The 15,940-nt window shown below is 61.9% G+C and carries 18 protein-coding genes; 12 read left to right on the forward strand and 6 right to left on the reverse strand.

Annotated elements, in window-relative coordinates; all coding sequences use genetic code 11:
- Positions 1 to 18 precede the first annotated feature (18 nt).
- The 5 genes from G7Y31_RS03610 (at position 19) to G7Y31_RS03630 (ending at position 4,661) form a co-directional block, all read left to right on the forward strand.
- Positions 19 to 723, forward strand: a complete 705-nt coding sequence (locus G7Y31_RS03610; protein ID WP_165007888.1) for a response regulator transcription factor — start codon at positions 19 to 21, stop codon at positions 721 to 723.
- Positions 720 to 2,258: a HAMP domain-containing sensor histidine kinase gene (locus G7Y31_RS03615; protein WP_165007886.1), complete on the forward strand. Its 1,539-nt coding sequence runs from the start codon at positions 720 to 722 to the stop codon at positions 2,256 to 2,258. The genes G7Y31_RS03610 and G7Y31_RS03615 overlap by 4 nt, the downstream gene beginning before the upstream one ends.
- A 322-nt stretch (positions 2,259 to 2,580) precedes the next feature.
- A complete protein-coding gene (locus G7Y31_RS03620) occupies positions 2,581 to 3,759 on the forward strand; it encodes a S1C family serine protease (RefSeq protein WP_165007884.1) in 1,179 nt (392 codons plus the stop codon).
- 68 nt (positions 3,760 to 3,827) lie between these two features.
- Complete coding sequence (locus G7Y31_RS03625) at positions 3,828 to 4,427, forward strand: MogA/MoaB family molybdenum cofactor biosynthesis protein (RefSeq protein WP_165007882.1); 600 nt, start codon at positions 3,828 to 3,830, stop codon at positions 4,425 to 4,427.
- 9 nt (positions 4,428 to 4,436) lie between these two features.
- Entirely contained in the window at positions 4,437 to 4,661 is a 225-nt protein-coding gene (locus tag G7Y31_RS03630) for a hypothetical protein (RefSeq protein ID WP_165007879.1), read from the forward strand.
- A gap of 10 nt (positions 4,662 to 4,671) precedes the next feature.
- On the opposite strand, the gene mscL is transcribed toward G7Y31_RS03630, so the two are convergent.
- The 3 genes from mscL to G7Y31_RS03645 form a co-directional block, all read right to left on the reverse strand.
- Positions 4,672 to 5,076, reverse strand: coding sequence for a large conductance mechanosensitive channel protein MscL (gene mscL, locus G7Y31_RS03635; protein ID WP_165007877.1), 405 nt, complete (start codon positions 5,074 to 5,076; stop codon positions 4,672 to 4,674).
- Between the two features lie 103 nt (positions 5,077 to 5,179).
- Entirely contained in the window at positions 5,180 to 5,845 is a 666-nt protein-coding gene (locus G7Y31_RS03640; protein WP_165007875.1) for an SAF domain-containing protein, read from the reverse strand.
- A gap of 16 nt (positions 5,846 to 5,861) precedes the next feature.
- Positions 5,862 to 6,440, reverse strand: coding sequence for a 5-formyltetrahydrofolate cyclo-ligase (locus tag G7Y31_RS03645; RefSeq protein ID WP_235923013.1), 579 nt, complete (start codon positions 6,438 to 6,440; stop codon positions 5,862 to 5,864).
- Between the two features lie 67 nt (positions 6,441 to 6,507).
- Here G7Y31_RS03645 and G7Y31_RS03650 point away from each other — a divergent pair, with 67 nt between their 5' ends.
- From G7Y31_RS03650 to sepX, 4 genes are all read left to right on the forward strand, one after another.
- Positions 6,508 to 7,428: a UTP--glucose-1-phosphate uridylyltransferase gene (locus G7Y31_RS03650; protein ID WP_165007871.1), complete on the forward strand. Its 921-nt coding sequence runs from the start codon at positions 6,508 to 6,510 to the stop codon at positions 7,426 to 7,428.
- A 61-nt stretch (positions 7,429 to 7,489) separates the two neighbouring features.
- Positions 7,490 to 8,779 (forward strand): molybdotransferase-like divisome protein Glp, encoded by a 1,290-nt coding sequence (gene glp / locus G7Y31_RS03655; protein ID WP_165007869.1) that lies wholly within the window; start codon positions 7,490 to 7,492, stop codon positions 8,777 to 8,779.
- Between the two features lie 10 nt (positions 8,780 to 8,789).
- On the forward strand, positions 8,790 to 9,461 hold the full coding sequence (locus tag G7Y31_RS03660) for a GNAT family N-acetyltransferase (RefSeq protein ID WP_235923012.1): 672 nt from the start codon (positions 8,790 to 8,792) through the stop codon (positions 9,459 to 9,461).
- 104 nt (positions 9,462 to 9,565) lie between these two features.
- Positions 9,566 to 10,771: a divisome protein SepX/GlpR gene (gene sepX / locus G7Y31_RS03665; RefSeq protein ID WP_196823612.1), complete on the forward strand. Its 1,206-nt coding sequence runs from the start codon at positions 9,566 to 9,568 to the stop codon at positions 10,769 to 10,771.
- 114 nt (positions 10,772 to 10,885) lie between these two features.
- Here sepX and G7Y31_RS03670 read toward each other — a convergent pair whose 3' ends face one another.
- Complete coding sequence (locus tag G7Y31_RS03670) at positions 10,886 to 11,512, reverse strand: DNA-3-methyladenine glycosylase I (RefSeq protein WP_165007867.1); 627 nt, start codon at positions 11,510 to 11,512, stop codon at positions 10,886 to 10,888.
- A 34-nt stretch (positions 11,513 to 11,546) separates the two neighbouring features.
- Positions 11,547 to 12,080, reverse strand: a complete 534-nt coding sequence (locus tag G7Y31_RS03675) for a methylated-DNA--[protein]-cysteine S-methyltransferase (protein ID WP_165007865.1) — start codon at positions 12,078 to 12,080, stop codon at positions 11,547 to 11,549.
- A gap of 59 nt (positions 12,081 to 12,139) precedes the next feature.
- Here G7Y31_RS03675 and G7Y31_RS03680 point away from each other — a divergent pair, with 59 nt between their 5' ends.
- A complete protein-coding gene (locus G7Y31_RS03680) occupies positions 12,140 to 12,553 on the forward strand; it encodes a DoxX family protein (RefSeq protein ID WP_165007863.1) in 414 nt (137 codons plus the stop codon).
- On the forward strand, positions 12,540 to 13,229 hold the full coding sequence (locus G7Y31_RS03685; RefSeq protein WP_165007860.1) for a hypothetical protein: 690 nt from the start codon (positions 12,540 to 12,542) through the stop codon (positions 13,227 to 13,229). Before G7Y31_RS03680 ends, G7Y31_RS03685 begins: the two co-directional genes overlap by 14 nt.
- A 4-nt stretch (positions 13,230 to 13,233) precedes the next feature.
- Here G7Y31_RS03685 and G7Y31_RS03690 read toward each other — a convergent pair whose 3' ends face one another.
- Complete coding sequence (locus G7Y31_RS03690) at positions 13,234 to 14,802, reverse strand: dolichyl-phosphate-mannose--protein mannosyltransferase (RefSeq protein ID WP_165007858.1); 1,569 nt, start codon at positions 14,800 to 14,802, stop codon at positions 13,234 to 13,236.
- Between the two features lie 84 nt (positions 14,803 to 14,886).
- Between G7Y31_RS03690 and rsmI the strand changes: the two genes are divergently transcribed.
- Complete coding sequence (gene rsmI, locus G7Y31_RS03695) at positions 14,887 to 15,783, forward strand: 16S rRNA (cytidine(1402)-2'-O)-methyltransferase (protein WP_165007847.1); 897 nt, start codon at positions 14,887 to 14,889, stop codon at positions 15,781 to 15,783.
- Positions 15,784 to 15,940 lie beyond the last annotated feature (157 nt).

The raw sequence follows: 15,940 nt of genomic DNA on the forward strand, positions 1-15,940 counted from the left end.
TTAAGGACATTTAGATCCATGAGAATTTTGGTTGTCGATGACGAGCAAGCTGTACGGGAGTCGCTGCGCCGCTCGTTGAGCTTCAATGGCTATGACGTTGATCTGGCCAGCGACGGCCAAGAAGCCATTGACGCCGTGCAACGGGACAACCCGGACTTAGTCATCCTCGATGTGAACATGCCCAATGTTGACGGCCTGGAGGTGTGCCGCAAGCTGCGTAGTGAAGGCTGGGGCCGGCCAATTCTGATGCTGACTGCCCGCGATGGCGTCTCTGACCGTGTCGCGGGTTTGGATGCGGGGGCGGATGACTACCTTCCCAAGCCTTTCGCGCTAGAGGAGTTGTTGGCGCGGGTGCGTTCCCTGGTCCGGCGCGCAGCGGCCTCTGAGGTCCGTGGGGTGCCTGCGTCACAGAAGTCCCCCGTGTTGCGTTTTGAAGACCTGCAGTTAGATTCTGACTCCCGGGAGGTCCGCCGCGGCGGGCGGTTGATTTCACTGACCCGCACCGAGTTTTCTTTGCTGCAGCTGTTGATGGAAAACCCGCGCAAAGTGCTCTCGCGCAATACCATTTTGGAAGAAGTCTGGGGATATGATTTCCCCACTTCCGGAAATGCACTGGAAGTCTATATCGGCTACCTGCGCAAGAAGACGGAAGCTGAACACGAGTCCCGCCTCATTCACACGGTGCGCGGGGTGGGCTATGTGTTGCGGGAGAGCTTGTCGTGATTTTGCGAAAGCCCGTGGAAGTGGAGTTTGAGTCCACGGGCAAAGGCGTCCAGGCAGACCCCTGGACGCCTGCTCGGGGTTGGGAAGCACGCGCGCCATTGCGGTGGCGGCTTTCGTTACTCACGGGGGTGGTCTGCGCCGGGGCAGTAGGGCTGATGACGCTGGTTACGTACGGCTTGGTGGGGTCGCTGATGACAGCTGACATTGATAGTGAGTTGGAATCCCAATCCACTGCCTTGTTGGAATACACCTTGGCCGCGGACCCTACTGAAGACATAGCCGATCAGATCTCCACATTCAAGGGGTTCCATCCGAATACTCGAGTGTCCATCTCTCCTTCGGAGTGGACTTATTCTTATGGGGACTCTATTCCCGTAGGTGGTGAGCTCAATCCGACGGAAACGCAGTCGCAGACGCAGACATCGGTGCGCACTATCGGCCAGGAACGCGTGATAACCAAGCAGCACAGCAGTGGGGCTGTGGTGGTACTCGCCCGGGATCTGGCGCACACCCGGGAGCTGATTTCTACTACCGGAACGGTGCTGGTGGTCATCGCTTCGCTTGGCATCCTCATGGCCCTGCTGGCCGGCATGTGGGTGTCTAAAACTGGCTTGGGGCCGATTACTCGCCTCCAACGGGCCGCAGATTATGTGACTCAGACCAATGACTTGCGCCCAATCTTGGTGGTGGGCAGCGATGAGATTGCCCAGCTGACTATCTCTTTCAATGAGATGCTCTCGGTGCTACAAGAAGCTCGAATCCAGCAGTCACAGTTTGTGGCAGACGCAGGCCATGAGCTCAAGACGCCACTGACGTCTATGCGTACCAACATTGAGTTGCTGCTCATGGTGAATAAACCTGGTGCAGCGACGACTATCTCCGAGCAGGACCGTAAGGAACTCGAAGAGGATGTCTTGGCGCAGATGACCGAATTGTCCACGCTCATTGGAGACTTGGTAGACCTGGCGCGCGAGGACGCCTCTGAGAAGAAGGCGGAGGTAGTGGAGCTGCATGAGGTCATGGAGACTTCCTTGGAGCGCGCCCGCCGACGTCGGCCCGACGTGGAGTTCAAGGTGCGTATTGAGCCGTGGATCGTGCAGGGTGACCAATTTGCGTTGGGCCGGGCCACGCTCAACCTGATGGATAATGCCGCCAAGTGGTCCCCACCCTCTGGCGTGGTGCGGGTGACTATGCACCAGATTAGCGATTATGAAATGCGGTTGCGTGTGGATGACTCTGGCCCGGGTATTCCGCCAGAGGAGCGCGATAAGGTGTTTGAGCGTTTTTATCGCTCTGCGGAGGCCCGTTCCATGCCGGGATCCGGATTGGGTTTGGCCATTGTGCGTCAGGTTATTGAGCGCCACGAGGGCCGGATTATGGTCAAGGAGTCCCCAGATGGCGGCACCCGCATGGAGGTTATCCTCCCCGGACAACCGGGGTCTGGGCGCAGTTATGAGGACGCCGGCTTGGAGGGGGAGGACTCCGGTAGTGAGCGCCGGGAGATTTTCGCGCAGCGCTGGTTTAACCAGACGTGAGCAGCAGTTTCAGCCAGACGCGAGCACCGGCTTTGTCCAGACGCGAGCGCCAGCTGTGTCCAGGCGTTGGCCCCAGCTCAGCCCTCACAGGAAGCTTTCAGCTAATCTTAGGGCCTTGGCAGAGTGGTTCCAGTCTGGCTGCAGCCCGGCAGTGCACAATGAGTCAGGCACAGTGAGTCCGGCACGAGTCCGGCACAGTGAGTCAGGCACGCTGATTCAGCCGCACTGAATCAGACTCACTGAGTCTGGTTCGAAGCGCAAGGGGCGCACAATAATTGAGGTTGGCCGCAGTCCGAGCTGCGGCAGGAAGGTTGAATGCACCATGCACGGTGAACACGCTAACCCGCAGGATGTCGAGCAAGTTCAGGCTTCGCAGGGGTGGAACCAGCCTCGCGCGGGGGAGGCACCCCCGGCCCCGGCTCATTCGGCTCGCTTGAGCACCGGCGCGGTGGCCGGACTGCTGGTGGGCGCGCTATTGGCCGGTACGGCTGGTGGGTACGTTGGCAGTCAGCTGGGGGCCGGGCGGGCAGATACCTCCACCGTCAATGAGGTACTGCGCCAACCGATTTCCCAAGAAAGCGCCCCGGTTGTGGATGGCTCGATTGAGACTGTCGCCGCCAAAGTCCTGCCCGCGGTGGTGGCTATCCAGGTGGCCAGCGAGCGGGCGGTGGCTTCGGGTTCGGGCTCCGTGATTTCCCCGGATGGCTATGTGCTGACTAATCATCACGTGGTAGCGGGCGCGCGGGGTGGACAGATTCAGGTGACCATGAATGATGGCTCCAAGCATCCGGCTGATTTGGTGGCCTCGGATGCTAATACGGATGTTGGCGTGATTAAGATTCGTGACGTGGAGAACCTGCCATACCTGGACTTTGCGGACTCCAGCGCGCTACGCGTGGGCCAGGGGGTGGTGGCGGTGGGTTCCCCGCTGGGGCTCAATGCCACCGTTACTTCCGGTATTGTCTCTGCCCTCAACCGTCCGGTGCGAGCTTCCCAGGGCGGTGGCGAGTCTTCGCTTATTGATGCCATCCAGACTGATGCCGCCGTTAACCCCGGCAATTCCGGTGGTCCTTTGGTGGATATGGAAGGCAACTTGGTGGGCATGAATTCCATGATTGCCTCGTTGTCTGCCACGGGAGGCCAGGAGTCCGGCTCTATTGGTCTAGGCTTTGCCATTCCGTCTACTTTTGCCAAGCGGATGGCTGATCAGCTGATCAATACTGGCCAGGTCAAGCACCCCATGCTGGGTGTGCAGGTTAGCCCCCGGGAGATGGTTGATGGCGCCCTTATCCGCGCTGTGGAGCCGGGCAGTCCTGCCGATGCCGCGGGGTTGCGCGAGGGCGACATTATCACCAGGGTAGATGAGCGCCAGATTGACTCTGCAGATTCTTTGATTGCGGCCACCCGCTCCCAGGAGTTCGGGGCCACGGTAACCCTGGAGGTCGTCCGCGAGGATAATTCTCAACCGCGACAGGTAGAGGTCACGCTTACTTCCGAGTAGATTGAACCTGTAGTAAACGTCGTCTGAATAATTCCAACTGCTAGCTCTTGTAAGGAGCGCTGATGAATATGTCCACTTCTGCGTCCACCGGACTTCGCACGGGGGAGTTGTCGCGATCCTCGCAGGCTCTCCTTGACTTGGTGGAACCGGACGCTGATTTCTTGTTGGCAACGGAGCAAGAGACCCGCCCCCGGGCCGTGCGCCGGGCGCTGGCGGTCTTGGTCACCGACCACCCTACGGCTGACACTGAGCGCACTGCCGCTTTAGTGGGGGAGCTGCTTACGGAAGCAGAGTTTGCCTTCGACGGTGCACTAGTGGTGCGCTCAAAGAAGGCCAAGATCCGCCAGGCTATCGAAACCGCCGTCGTTGGCGGGGTGGATCTGGTGGTGACCGTGGGCGGCACTGGGGTGGGGCCGCGGGATAAAACCCCGGAGGCCACCCGCTCTATTTTGGACCAGATGGTTCCCGGTATTGCCCAAGCTCTGCGTGCTTCCGGACAGGCATGCGGTGCGGTCGATGCCTGTGTATCTCGCGGTATCTCTGGGGTGTCGGGTTCCACCGTGGTGGTGAACTTGGCCAATTCGCGCGCCGCCCTGCGCGATGGCATGGCCACCCTGCCGCCGCTGGTACACCACCTTATTGATCAGCTGCAGAAGTACAGCATTTAGGGGAATCTATTGGCTGAGCAACATCCCCGCCGTCCCCGCTCTGCCCGTCGCCGGGCGGTACGCAAAAGCGACGCCGTGGACTATGACCGTAGTGCTGATCGCCCCGAGTTCCACTCGGCTTTTGATACCGATGGGAACCGGCTTATTAGCCTGGACCGGGTTAGCGATGAGGAACCGGCTAGCCACGACGCCGCCTTTTATGAGGAACAGCGCCCGCCCCATTATGGGCAGTAGCTGGTGCTAGTTAGTGCTGCTTGCGGTGCTCCGCCAGCAGGTCGCGGATTTCTGCCAGGAGCTGCTCGCTGGTGGGGGCGGGCTCTTCGGGGTCCACGCCCTGGCGGCGAGCCATGACCTCGTTGTACTTGTTCATCGGCGCGATGAAGACGAAGTAGACTACGGCGGCAACGATGAGGAAGTTCAGCGCGGCAGTGATGATGGCGCCCAGGTCCACCAAGGTGGCGTCGTTACCCTCGCGCAGGTAGTAGGCGAATCCGTCCACGTTCGTGCCGCCGAACAGCGCGATGATCGGGCTGATCAGGTGATCAGAGATGGCGGTGACCACGGCGGTGAAGGCGGAGCCGATGATAACGGCGGTGGCCAGCTCGATCACGTTGCCGCGCATGATGAAGTCTTTAAAGCCCTGAAGCATGGATAATGATCCCTTTCGCAAAAAGATACCCAGCGGAGCTATTGCCCGCTGGGATTTAAGAAAACGTTATGAAGGCTCAGCCTAGGTTAATGTTGTTCTGTCCTTATTGCAAAGATCCGCTCGCTCGCGGGCCGGTGATCACCACTGTCAGCGGCATGGTCAACCCCGCAGCGGCAACCTCTTGCGCAGCAGCTTCGCCGAAGGCCAGCAGGATGGTTCCCGGGCTGGTAATCCCCGCGCTGACCACCCGGCCGCCGGTAGCGATGACGCCTTTGTCACCAGCGCTGAGCACACTGACGGTATCGCCATGGTGGAGCAGGCTGGCCATGTCCGGATCTGCCAAGGCGACCGGCACCAAGTTCACCACCGTCCCTGTTGTCTCTCCAATGTCCCGGCGCACGAGTTGCGTGGTGTATTGGGTGCCCAAAACCCGCGCGGGGGTGATGATTTCCCCAGGGCTTGCCCCAGCCACCACCACGGAGCCCACGGGCGAGGACCCGGGCCCAAAGTAGTCCTTGGGCAGTGCTGCGCGCGGAATGCGGCGCAGCTCTACTTGCGAGTCCCCAAGTTCTTCGCCCGGAGTCACCGGCGCAGCAAAGACATAGGCTTGCGGGCTCTGCCTAACGGAAAAGGCCAGCACCAGCAGCGCTGCCGTAAAAAGGACCGTCGCGATAGCGCGGCGAACCAGCATGCTGCGAGCCCGGCCGGGCGAGGACAGCTGGGCCCGCCAGTGGGCCAGGGCGAGTTCGGGGCTACGCAGAAAGCTCATGCCCCTTTAGACTGCCTTAACTCCCGAAAGGTTCCACCCCGGCTGGAGAAATATGCATGTCCATGCGAGCGTCATGGTCCTCGACTGGAATGTCTGCGCGTACCTCCCCGGGATAGAGCAGCACGGCGGTGGTGGTGCTGACGCCCGCCAGTGCCCGGTCATAGTAGCCAGCGCCCTTGCCCAGGCGCACCCCGTCGGGGGTGCAGCCCAGGGCGGGGACCACAATCAGGTCCAATTCAGCCAGCACGGTGGAATCGCGCCGCTGCCCGGTGGGCTCTGCAATCCCCAGAGCTCCTGGTGCCAGGGAGTCTGGTCCCGTGTAGCGCGCCCACAGCAGCTGGCCTGCGGGCCCGGAGATGGGCAACCAGAGCTGCGTGGCGGCATCGGCAAGCTCGGGCACTAACTGGGCACCGCCTGGCTCGCCCGCCATGGGGGCGTAGGCTGCCACAGTGCGCCCCTGGGCGAGGCGGCAGATGTGGGCACGGATGGCGGTATCGGCAGACTTTGCAGCCTCACTATTGAGTTGCTGGCGGGCACGCTGGAGCTGGGCGCGCAGCTGTTGCTTGCGGTGAGAAATGTGTGCAGCAGTACTCATAACAATCCTTGTCATTTAGACTTGTTGGTCCACTCTTTGACAGAGTCTAGGCGGTAGGCTGGCCCCTATGGCTACTTCACGTGACGAGGCTACCGTGGGCGTTAGAACGGTGGTGGTCCCTGCCGCTGGCATGGGCACCCGTTTCCTTCCCGCCACCAAGACCGTGCCCAAGGAACTGCTGCCGGTGGTGGACACCCCGGGCATTGAGCTGATTGCGCAGGAGGCCGCCGCGGTGGGGGCGCAACGCCTGGCGGTAATTACCGCGCCTTCCAAGCAGGAGGTGCTGCGGCATTTTGATACCTTCCCGGAGCTGGTGGAAATGCTGCGTGCACGCGGCAAGGACGAGCAGGCGGACAAGGTGGAGCGCGCCAACCAATTGATCGCCCCAATTGCTATTGAGCAGGCCAAGCCGCTGGGCCTGGGGCATGCGGTAAGCCTGGCGGAGCCGGTGTTGGATGCCGATGAGGACGCCTTTGCCGTGATGCTACCGGACGACATTGTGCTACCCGCCACCGTGCTGGAGGATATGGCCCGGGTGCGCGCCGCCAAGGGCGGCTCCGTGCTGTGCGCTTTTGAGGTATCGCGCGAGGAGACCTTTAACTACGGGGTCTTCGATGTCGAAGACACCGAAGATGAGCTGGTGAAGAAGGTTGTCGGCATGGTGGAAAAGCCGGAGCCGGACCAAGCGCCGTCCAACCTGGTGGCCACGGGCCGCTACCTGCTGGACCGCAAGATTTTTGCGGCTTTGCGTCAGATTACTCCCGGCAAGGGTGGGGAGCTGCAGCTTACCGATGCCATCGATAAGCTCATCGCCGCCGGGGAGCCGGTGCACGTGGTTGTCCACCGCGGTAAGCGCCATGATCTGGGCAATCCCGGGGGCTATATTCCGGCGTGCGTGGACTTTGGGTTGCATGATCCGGTCTATGGTCCTGCGCTGTATAAGTCCTTGAAGGCCATCATGACGGCATTTGAAGCGGAGACTAGGTAAGGGGGCATATGCTGTTCCTAGCACCGTCACCACCACAACCCTTGCAGAAAGGACTGCCCGCATGCGCTCAGTGGAAGAACAACTGGAGTTAATTACTCGCGTTGCTCTTACTCCCGAACCAGTACGCATAGCTATAGCGAATGCCCTGGGGCTGCTTAGCGCTGAGGAAGTCCAGGCCCACGCCCCGCTGCCGGGGTTCCCACAGGCAGCAATTGACGGCTATGCGGTGCGCGCGGTTGATATTGGTGGCGAAAAGGGCCTGGTGGCCCGACGTGCGGTAGACAGTGAGGAGGACGCCCCGCCCGCTGCTGCGGAGGTGGAGCGCTCCCTGCCGGTGGTAGGCGAGATTCCGGCGGGTTCACGCCAGCCCCTGCGCCTGCAGCCCAAGCAGGCCATGCGGGTGCACACGGGGGCGCCGTTGCCTACGCTTGCCGATGCCGTCTTGCCTCTGGAGTGGTCTGACCGCGGCCGCAAACGCGTGACGTCCTTGCGCCCGGTGCGCTCCGGGGACTTTGTGCGTGGAGTGGGTGATGATATTCAGCCTGGCGATGTCGCCGTGGGGGCAGGCACCGTGCTGACCCCAGCGCACATTGGTCTGCTGGCTGCCGTGGGACACAACAAGGTATTGGTCTACCCGCGCCCGCGGGTGAGCATTATTTCCTATGGCAAGGAGCTGGTGGATATTGACCAGGAGCCGGGCCTGGGGCAGGTTCTGGATGTCAATTCCTATGCCCTGGCCGCGGCGGCGAAGGAAGCGGGTGCAGAAGTCAATCGGGTGGGTATTGCCGGTGGTGAACCTCGACGGATCAAAGAGACCATTGAGGCCGCACTGTCGCGCAGCGAAATTGTGGTCATTTCCGGTGCTGTGGGCGGGGAGGGTTCCGCGGAAATCCGCGGCGTGCTCGAGCAGTTGGGGGAGATTGATACCTCGCGTGTAGCCATGCACCCCGGCTCTGTACAGGGCTTTGGTGCGCTAGGCCCTGGGCGGGTGCCCACCTTCCTCCTGCCCGCCAATCCGGTGTCCGCGCTGGTGATCTTTGAGGTGTTTATCCGCCCGCTGATCCGGGTGACATTGGGCAAGCATAGTGGCGCGCGCCGGGTGGTGCGCGCCCGTGCACTCAACCATATTGAGTCCCGTCCGGGCCGGCGCGGTTATATTCGGGCCCGTCTTATGCGTGATGCCGAAACCGGTGATTATCTGGTGGAGGGCCTCAGTGGTGCCACTGGCGCTCCCGCACATTTGCTGGCCGGGCTTTCCGGGGCGAATGCGCTGATCCGCGTTCCGGAGGCGGTGGATGATATTCGCCCCGGCGATGTGGTGGACGTGATGTTTTTGGCGCAGCGCGGTTAAGGAAGCGCTGGTGGGTCTCTTTAGCGGCGTGGGGGATACTCCCGGCTGGCCGGAAAGCACTCCGAGTGCGCTGTTGCAGCGTTCCAAACTCCAGGTGCGCTTGCGTCCGGTGGCGCGCTCCGACGGGCAGCGGTGGATGCGCATGCGCACTAATGATGAGGCCTTGTTGCGCCCAGTGGAACCTACTGTTCCGGGGGATTGGGCCAGTGCGCATAGCCGCGGCGCCTGGCTGCGGCACCTGAGCTTCTTGCGTAGCAGCGCCCGACTGGGCACGGTGGTTCCGTTTGCCATCGAGGTCAATGGCAGTTTCGCTGGCCAGTTGACGCTGGGAAATATCCAGCATGGCGCGGTAAGCGAGTGTTGGATTGGCTATTGGGTGGCCTCTGGCTATCAGGGCAACGGGGTAGCTACTGTTGCGTGTGCGCTGGGGGTGGACCACGCCTTCGGGCGGGTGGGTCTGCACCGGGTGACGGCTACGTACTTGCCGGATAATCCGTACTCTGGGCGTGTGTTGGAGAATTGTGGTTTTCAGCGCGAGGGCTATTTGCGGCGGAATCTTCATATTGATGGCCAGTGGCGGGACCACTATTTTTTGGCGCTTAATCAGGAGGATTTTCCCACCACCGCTGTGGAGCGTTTGGTGGAGCAGGGCCGCGTTGCGCCCCGTGTGTCACTTCCGTAACTATAGCCACAACCTGCACGTTTGGGCGGTGCGGTGGCCGGCTGGGGGTGGAGGAGCCGCTAAACTGGCGGCCACACTGTCTTCGTTGCAGAAAGGTCGCCTGCGTGTCCACTGGTGCAATTATCATCCTCATTATTGTGGTGTGGCTTTTTGTCTTGGCCCCTTGGTTGCTGCGCGGCCAAAAGCCGGTCAACCACACCGGGGAGGGCTTTGATGACACCCGCGTGCTCTTCAACGGCAACTCCGGCCCGCTTGCGGGTGCCCGCCGCCCGCGCCTAAAGGCTCGCCCCGTGGTGGACTCCGTAGAAGACGAAGAGGCTGAGGAAGTTACTGCAGAGCTTGCCGATGCCCCCTCTGCCTCCACCCCTGCTGCCCCTGCGACCATCGAAGGGGAGCTGGTCGAGGATACTGTGCACAGCAACCCCACCGGCGCTACTGACGCTGTCGGTGCCATTGAGGTTGTCAATACTGCTAACGCTGCCGACACTGCCGTCGTTGCGGGTGCTGTCGACGAATTTGACGGCGATGACGATGATGACGTGCTGTTGGCGGAAGAACCCGCCGCAGAAGAGCAGGCCGAAGAAGAAGCCGCTGAGGTCTTTACCGCACCCACTGCGACCGACAACGAGGACGCTTACCCCTTAGAGGAGTCCTATACGTCCCCGGTAGATTTGCTCTACCCCGGCGCTGTGGATTCCCAGGAAGAAACCGATGGGCAAGAAGGTGCTGACGGCGACGCCCCTGCTGCAAAGGATGCGGGGAACTCCACCGCGGCGGATCCCGCTGCAGCGCAGGAGGACCTTTCCGATGAGGACATGGAGTTTGCTCGCCGCCGTCTGGGGCGCGGCGGCTGGGATCCGGAGGCTGATAGCGCTGCCCGGGTCACGCGTTACCAACGCCGCCAGCGGATTTTGACTGTGCTGGCCGTGTTGGTGATTGGCACGGTGGCCCTGGGCATTGTCTTCGGTGGCTGGACATGGTGGCTGGCCGAAGTCGTGGGCGTTGCTACCACCGCCTACCTGGTGGCGCTGCGCAACCAAACCCTGGCGGAGCAGCGCCTGCGGGAACGCCGCGTGCGCGCCCTGCGCCGCGCCCGCCTGGGAGTGGTCAATGCAGAGAATGAAGAACTATCCGTGCCGCGCAGCCTGCGCCGCCCCGGCGCGGTAGTCCTTGAGGCTGACGATGAAAGCCCGGATTTCGAGTTCCTGGCCGTCTATGATTCCAGCTATGATGCAGAACACCTGGGTGCTCCACGCATTATCAACCGTCGCAGCCCCCGCGACGAGCTCTCTAGGCGCCGAGTGGGCTAATTCGCCCCTCTCGCAGCGAGGAGTTCGTTGTGGAGTCCTTGTCCTCCGCGATGTTTATCCCGCTAGCCAGCTCCATCGTGGCGACGGCGTTTGCTCACCAGCAGCTCACTTCTACTACTCCCTATGCTTTGTCCTGGGCAATGTGCCTGGTGCTGTGCTGCTGCGCTCTGGTTTATCTGCGTCATGCGGAACCCGTCCGTTAATCATCCCGATGGCCTGCATGAGCGCGAAACACGTGGTGGGTCCTACGAATTGGAAGCCGTGCTGCTTGAGTGCCTTGGCCATGGCCTTTGATTCAGGGCAGGTGGTCTGGGACTCGGCGGGTTGCTGTTCGGGGAGGAAAGACCAGATCAGTTGGTCCAGGCCTACGTCAGCGCGCAGCTCCAGAGTGGCCTGCGCGTTGTTGATCACTGCGCAGATCTTGCTGCGGTTGCGAATGATGCCCTCGTTCTCCAGCAGAACCTCTACGTCGTCATCCTCAAACTGGGCTACCTGCTCCGGATCAAAATCTGCAAAGGCTTCCCGGAAAGCCGGCCGCTTGGTTAAGACCGTGGACCACGACAGCCCGGCCTGGAAGGTCTCTAAGCTCAGGCGCTCAAAGAGGCCTTGTTCGTCGTGGACTGGAAAGCCCCACTCCTCGTCGTAATAGTCTTGCAACATTTTGGAGGTAGCAGCCCAGGCGGGGCGAAGGCGCCCGTCGCTGCCGCGGACCAGGCCGGAGGATTCAATAGAGTTCTTCATAGGTGTTTCCTTGAATTTCGTGTGGGTGGATGGTTTAGATAATTGGACTGTCACAGCCGTCAAAAGGTTCCCCGGTCCCGGGAGATAAGTGCGCAGCCTCATGGGCAATGAGCCAACGTTTGGCGTCAGAGCCTCCACGATAATTGCCTAAAGCTCCACTGGCAGGGCCCACGCGGTGGCAGGGAAGTATCAGCGGCAGCGGATTGCGCGCGCAGGCGGAACCCGCAGCACGGGCGGCGCGGGGGTTCCCGGCGGTATCGGCAAGCTGTGCATAGCTCCAACGGTGACCATAAGGAATCTGGCCTAGGGCGGCCTGGGCGGCCCCGGCAAACCCGGGGTCAGGTGCGGGCAGCGGGAGGCTAAAGCTGACCCGGGTACCCGCGAAGTACTCCAGCAGCTGGGCGCGAGCCTGGAGCAAAATGGGATGGCGCGGATCCTCCTCCTGCCTGGGCAGAGCGTGCGGGAAGTCCGTGGGCAAAAGCACCTGGTGGAGGGCGTACGGGCCGACTACCAGGTGGATTCGCCCTAGAGGACAGTCAGGTGGGGTATCCAGGGCAAGCCAGGCCATGAGCGGGCACCTTTCAGCAAAGAGGGGAAAACCAGCGTAGAAAAGGTAGTCTAATGGCCATGGATAAACCTGCCGTTCGTGACGCCGCCCTGCTCTTGCTGCGCGTGGTGGTGGGCGTGGTGTTTGTAGCACACGGCGTGGACAAGGTGTTTTTCAGCGGAATTGCAGCAACGGCTGAGGAGTTTGCGCAGTGGGGGATAGTCCAACCCCACCTGTCCGCGTGGATTACAGCAGTAATCGAGATGCTGGGCGGGGCGCTGCTGGTGGTCGGGCTGCTCAGTACCGCGGTGGCCGGGACGTTGGCGGTGCTGGTGGGGCTGGCTGGCTACTTTGTCCACCTGGGTAACGGGCTTTTTGCCACTGATGGTGGGGTGGAATACCCCTTGGTGTTGCTGGTATCCCTGCTCATGATTGTGGTCTTTGGCGCAGGGCGCGCCAGTTTGGATGGAGTGTTGAGCCGTGTTGAACCATGATGAGGTCCAAGCTGCATTGTCAGCACGCCTAGACGGGGAGGACTACGCGCTGGCAGATGACGTGATCGACGCGCACGTAGCCCAATGCCGCCAGTGCGCGCAGTTTCAAGAGCGCAGCGCGCGCTTTGCCCGGAGCTTCCTGGCAGATTCCGGGATGGCGCCCCCTGCAGACCTTTCAGAGGTCATCGTGGCGGGAGTAGAACCCGCGTGGCGGGCAGCAGCGCGCACCCGCGCCCTCTGGTTGGTTATAGCCCGCATGTTGTTGGTGCTCGTGGGAACACTGCTGTGCCTGTGGGCGGTGGGTGTGGTGCTGAGTTCTTCCGGGGTGGAGCGCTGGACGGACTCCCAGACCCTGGCCCCGGATGCAGACCCCCACAAGCAGGCCCTGTTGATTGAGGCCGCCGCATTGCGCTTTGGGTTGGGCTTTGGGCTGTTTTATGCCGCGTGGCGCCCACAATCGGCTATAGGTATGGCCCCGGTGGTGGGCACCATGTTTATGTTCCTGCTGGGCTTTGCGGTGCGCGATATTGTGCTGGGCACCCTGGGGGCGCAGCAGTTCTATTCGTTGGCAGCACTGGCGGCTGCCACGGTGTCTTTGGCCGTGGCCTGGGTAGCCACCAGCGGCTATACGCCGCGGTGGTGGCTGCGCCACTTGGGAGCCAACCCGGTCGATTAGGGGTCTATCTCCAGCTGGGCAGCCACATCAGCGATTGGTAATAGCCCTCCGGTACGGCGTAGCCGTAGAGCAGGGGGCTAAAGATGATGAAGAAGCCCACCACGGCCCCCAGGTAGACAATTGCCGCCAGGGTCCCGCTGGGCAGCGGGCGGACAAACAGCGGGCTGGTTATGGGCCGGCCGGTGCCCACGGCTTGCCCCACGATCAAGGCCAGAAGCACGATGATAAAGGGGATAAAGGTGGCGGCGTAGAAGAAATACATTTGCCGGTCAATGGTTACCAACCAGGGCAGGAAGGCCGCGCCAAACCCCACCAGGGGAACAAGGAAGCGGCGGTCGCGGCGAATAATCAGCGACCACAACCCCCACAACACGGCGGGCACAATCAGCCACCAGATAATCGGGGTGCCAAACAAATACAGCATCTGCCGGCACGCCTTGCCGCCCATGCAGGTGGTCTCCGTATTAGACAGGTAGAGGATGGGGCGGGCGGCTACCAGCCAGGCCCACGGCTTGGAATCCCACGGGTGGGAGTGTCCGCCGGAGGAGGTAAGCGAGCCGTGAAACTCTAATACGGTGGCGTGATAATACAGCCATCCGGCTACGGACTCGGGCAGGTGCAGCAGCGCGGAGCCTTCCTCAATGCTGCCGTCTACCTTGGCGTGGCGGTAGACAGAAGTCTCAGAGGCAAACCATGCGCGCCAGGTCCACACGTAGATGGCCAGGGGCACGGCCACCAGGGAGGCCACTGCCGCCGGGGTATCGCGCACCAAGGTGCCCAGCACGTAGCGGCGAACGCCATAGCGCCGACGCAGGGCCAGATCACTAAAGACGGACATCAGCCCAAAGAACATGATGAAGTACAGCCCGGACCACTTCACCCCCAGGGCTAGACCCAGCATGACCCCGGCGCTAAACCGCCACCAGCGGAAGCCAAAGCGAGGGCCGAAGTTGCTAGTGCCCATGCCGCCAGCCTCCCACGCGGCGTGCAGCCGGGCGTGTTGTTGCTGGTGGTCGCGGGCCAAAAACCACGCCGCAAGGATCACAAAGAGCACCTGAAAAATGTCCAACATGCCGAATTTGGAGGTCACTAACAGCACGCCGTCGCATACCGCGATAATGCCCGCGCAGCTTGCCACCTGCCAGGAACCCGAGAGCGTGCGGGCCAGCTGCATGGTGGCGAGCACCACTCCCACCCCGCACAGCGCGGCCATGGCCCGCCAGCCCAGCGGGGTGTACCCAAAAAGCATCTCTGACAGCGCGGTCAGCTGTTTGGCCAGCGGCGGGTGCACCACCAGGCCGTAGCCGGGGTTGGATTCAATGCCGCCGATAAAAAGGTTGTCCCAGCTGCGCACCATGTCCCAGGCTTGGGGCACATAGTGTTTCTCATCAAAAACCGGCGTTCCCTGGGAGACTGGGAAGGTCAGCCCCACAAAGCGCGTGAGCAGGGCCAGCACGGCAATCACGGCGGTGGAATAGGTATCTGCCCGCGTCCACGGGTAGGTGCGGGGAGCCGGAAGGGAGGTGGCAGCGTGGGCGCTGGGGGCATCGGCAAGGACGGCAGTGGGAGTCACGGTGTAGAAGTCTAGGGCAGACGGTGAGCTGGTGGGGGTATCAGCAGTGTGAGGGGGCGGGACGGGTGTGAGAATATGGGGGACATGACTGCACACTTGGGCGCCTTGACTCTAAAGCTTGACCCGCTGCCGCGCGGTATTGTGCTGGCGGCCACCCCGCTGGGCAATATCGGGGATGCCTCAGCGCGCCTGCTCCAAGCCCTGGCACAGGCAGATGTGATTGCGGCCGAAGACACCCGTCGGGTCCGTGCCCTGGCGCAGGCCCTGGGGGTGGAGATTTCTGGCAAGGTGGTGTCCAACTTTGACCACAATGAGCAAGAGCGTGCGCAGGGCTTGGTCGATGCCGCCCGCACCGGCACCGTGGTGGTGGTTACCGATGCCGGTATGCCCATTGTCTCTGACCCGGGCCTGTCCCTGGTGCGCGCGGCGGCGGAGGCTGGTGTGCCGGTGACCTGCTTTCCGGGGCCTTCTGCTGTGCCGACGGCCCTGGCACTGTCTGGCCTGGGGGTGGGGCATTTTATTTTTGATGGCTTTGCCCCGCGCAAATCCGGCCAGCGCAAGGCTTGGCTGGAGTCGTTGCGGGGGCAACGGCGTGCGGTGGTCTTTTTTGAATCTCCCCACCGGGTGGCTGCAACGCTTGCCGATGCCGCCGAGGTGCTAGGCCCGCAGCGGCGCGCGGCGGTGTGCCGGGAGCTGACCAAGACCTATGAAGAAATTGCGCGCGGCAGCCTGGAGGAATTGGCGGCGTGGGCAGCCAATGGCGTGCGTGGGGAGGTTACGGTGGTGATTGAAGGTGGTGCCGAGGAAGCAGTAGAGGTGGCTGATTTGGTGGCGCGGGTAGAGCACTTGGTGGCTCAGGGGCTGCGGGCCAAAGAAGCCTGCAAGCAGGCGGCCGCGGGGACTGGCGCGAGTGTGCGGGAGTTGTACGACGCCTACCTAGCGGCAAGGGATGAGGTGCGAGATGCAGCACACGATAAGTAAATTCTCAGGATTGTTGTCCAATTGTTATCTGTGGGGTTCACTGGGATTTTGCTGGGCAAACGCAGAATGAGCGCTGGAAAAGTGTGAGAAATTCCGCAAAAAGTATTTGAAAGAAACGCTGCGGCTGACACACCCTGGGTGTTATGGCAAATTCAGA

Origin of the sequence: Corynebacterium lizhenjunii, from assembly GCF_011038655.2 — a bacterium.
Lineage (GTDB): Bacteria > Actinomycetota > Actinomycetes > Mycobacteriales > Mycobacteriaceae > Corynebacterium > Corynebacterium lizhenjunii.

Coding starts and splice junctions, on each gene's coding strand:
- G7Y31_RS03610 (WP_165007888.1), top strand. CDS start 19: ATGAGAATTTTGGTTGTCGATGACGAGCAAGCTGTACGGGAGTCGCTG.
- G7Y31_RS03620 (WP_165007884.1), top strand. CDS start 2,581: ATGCACGGTGAACACGCTAACCCGCAGGATGTCGAGCAAGTTCAGGCT.
- G7Y31_RS03625 (WP_165007882.1), top strand. CDS start 3,828: ATGTCCACTTCTGCGTCCACCGGACTTCGCACGGGGGAGTTGTCGCGA.
- mscL (WP_165007877.1), bottom strand. CDS start 5,076: ATGCTTCAGGGCTTTAAAGACTTCATCATGCGCGGCAACGTGATCGAG.
- G7Y31_RS03640 (WP_165007875.1), bottom strand. CDS start 5,845: ATGAGCTTTCTGCGTAGCCCCGAACTCGCCCTGGCCCACTGGCGGGCC.
- G7Y31_RS03645 (WP_235923013.1), bottom strand. CDS start 6,440: ATGAGTACTGCTGCACACATTTCTCACCGCAAGCAACAGCTGCGCGCC.
- G7Y31_RS03650 (WP_165007871.1), top strand. CDS start 6,508: ATGGCTACTTCACGTGACGAGGCTACCGTGGGCGTTAGAACGGTGGTG.
- glp (WP_165007869.1), top strand. CDS start 7,490: ATGCGCTCAGTGGAAGAACAACTGGAGTTAATTACTCGCGTTGCTCTT.
- G7Y31_RS03670 (WP_165007867.1), bottom strand. CDS start 11,512: ATGAAGAACTCTATTGAATCCTCCGGCCTGGTCCGCGGCAGCGACGGG.
- G7Y31_RS03675 (WP_165007865.1), bottom strand. CDS start 12,080: ATGGCCTGGCTTGCCCTGGATACCCCACCTGACTGTCCTCTAGGGCGA.
- G7Y31_RS03680 (WP_165007863.1), top strand. CDS start 12,140: ATGGATAAACCTGCCGTTCGTGACGCCGCCCTGCTCTTGCTGCGCGTG.
- rsmI (WP_165007847.1), top strand. CDS start 14,887: ATGACTGCACACTTGGGCGCCTTGACTCTAAAGCTTGACCCGCTGCCG.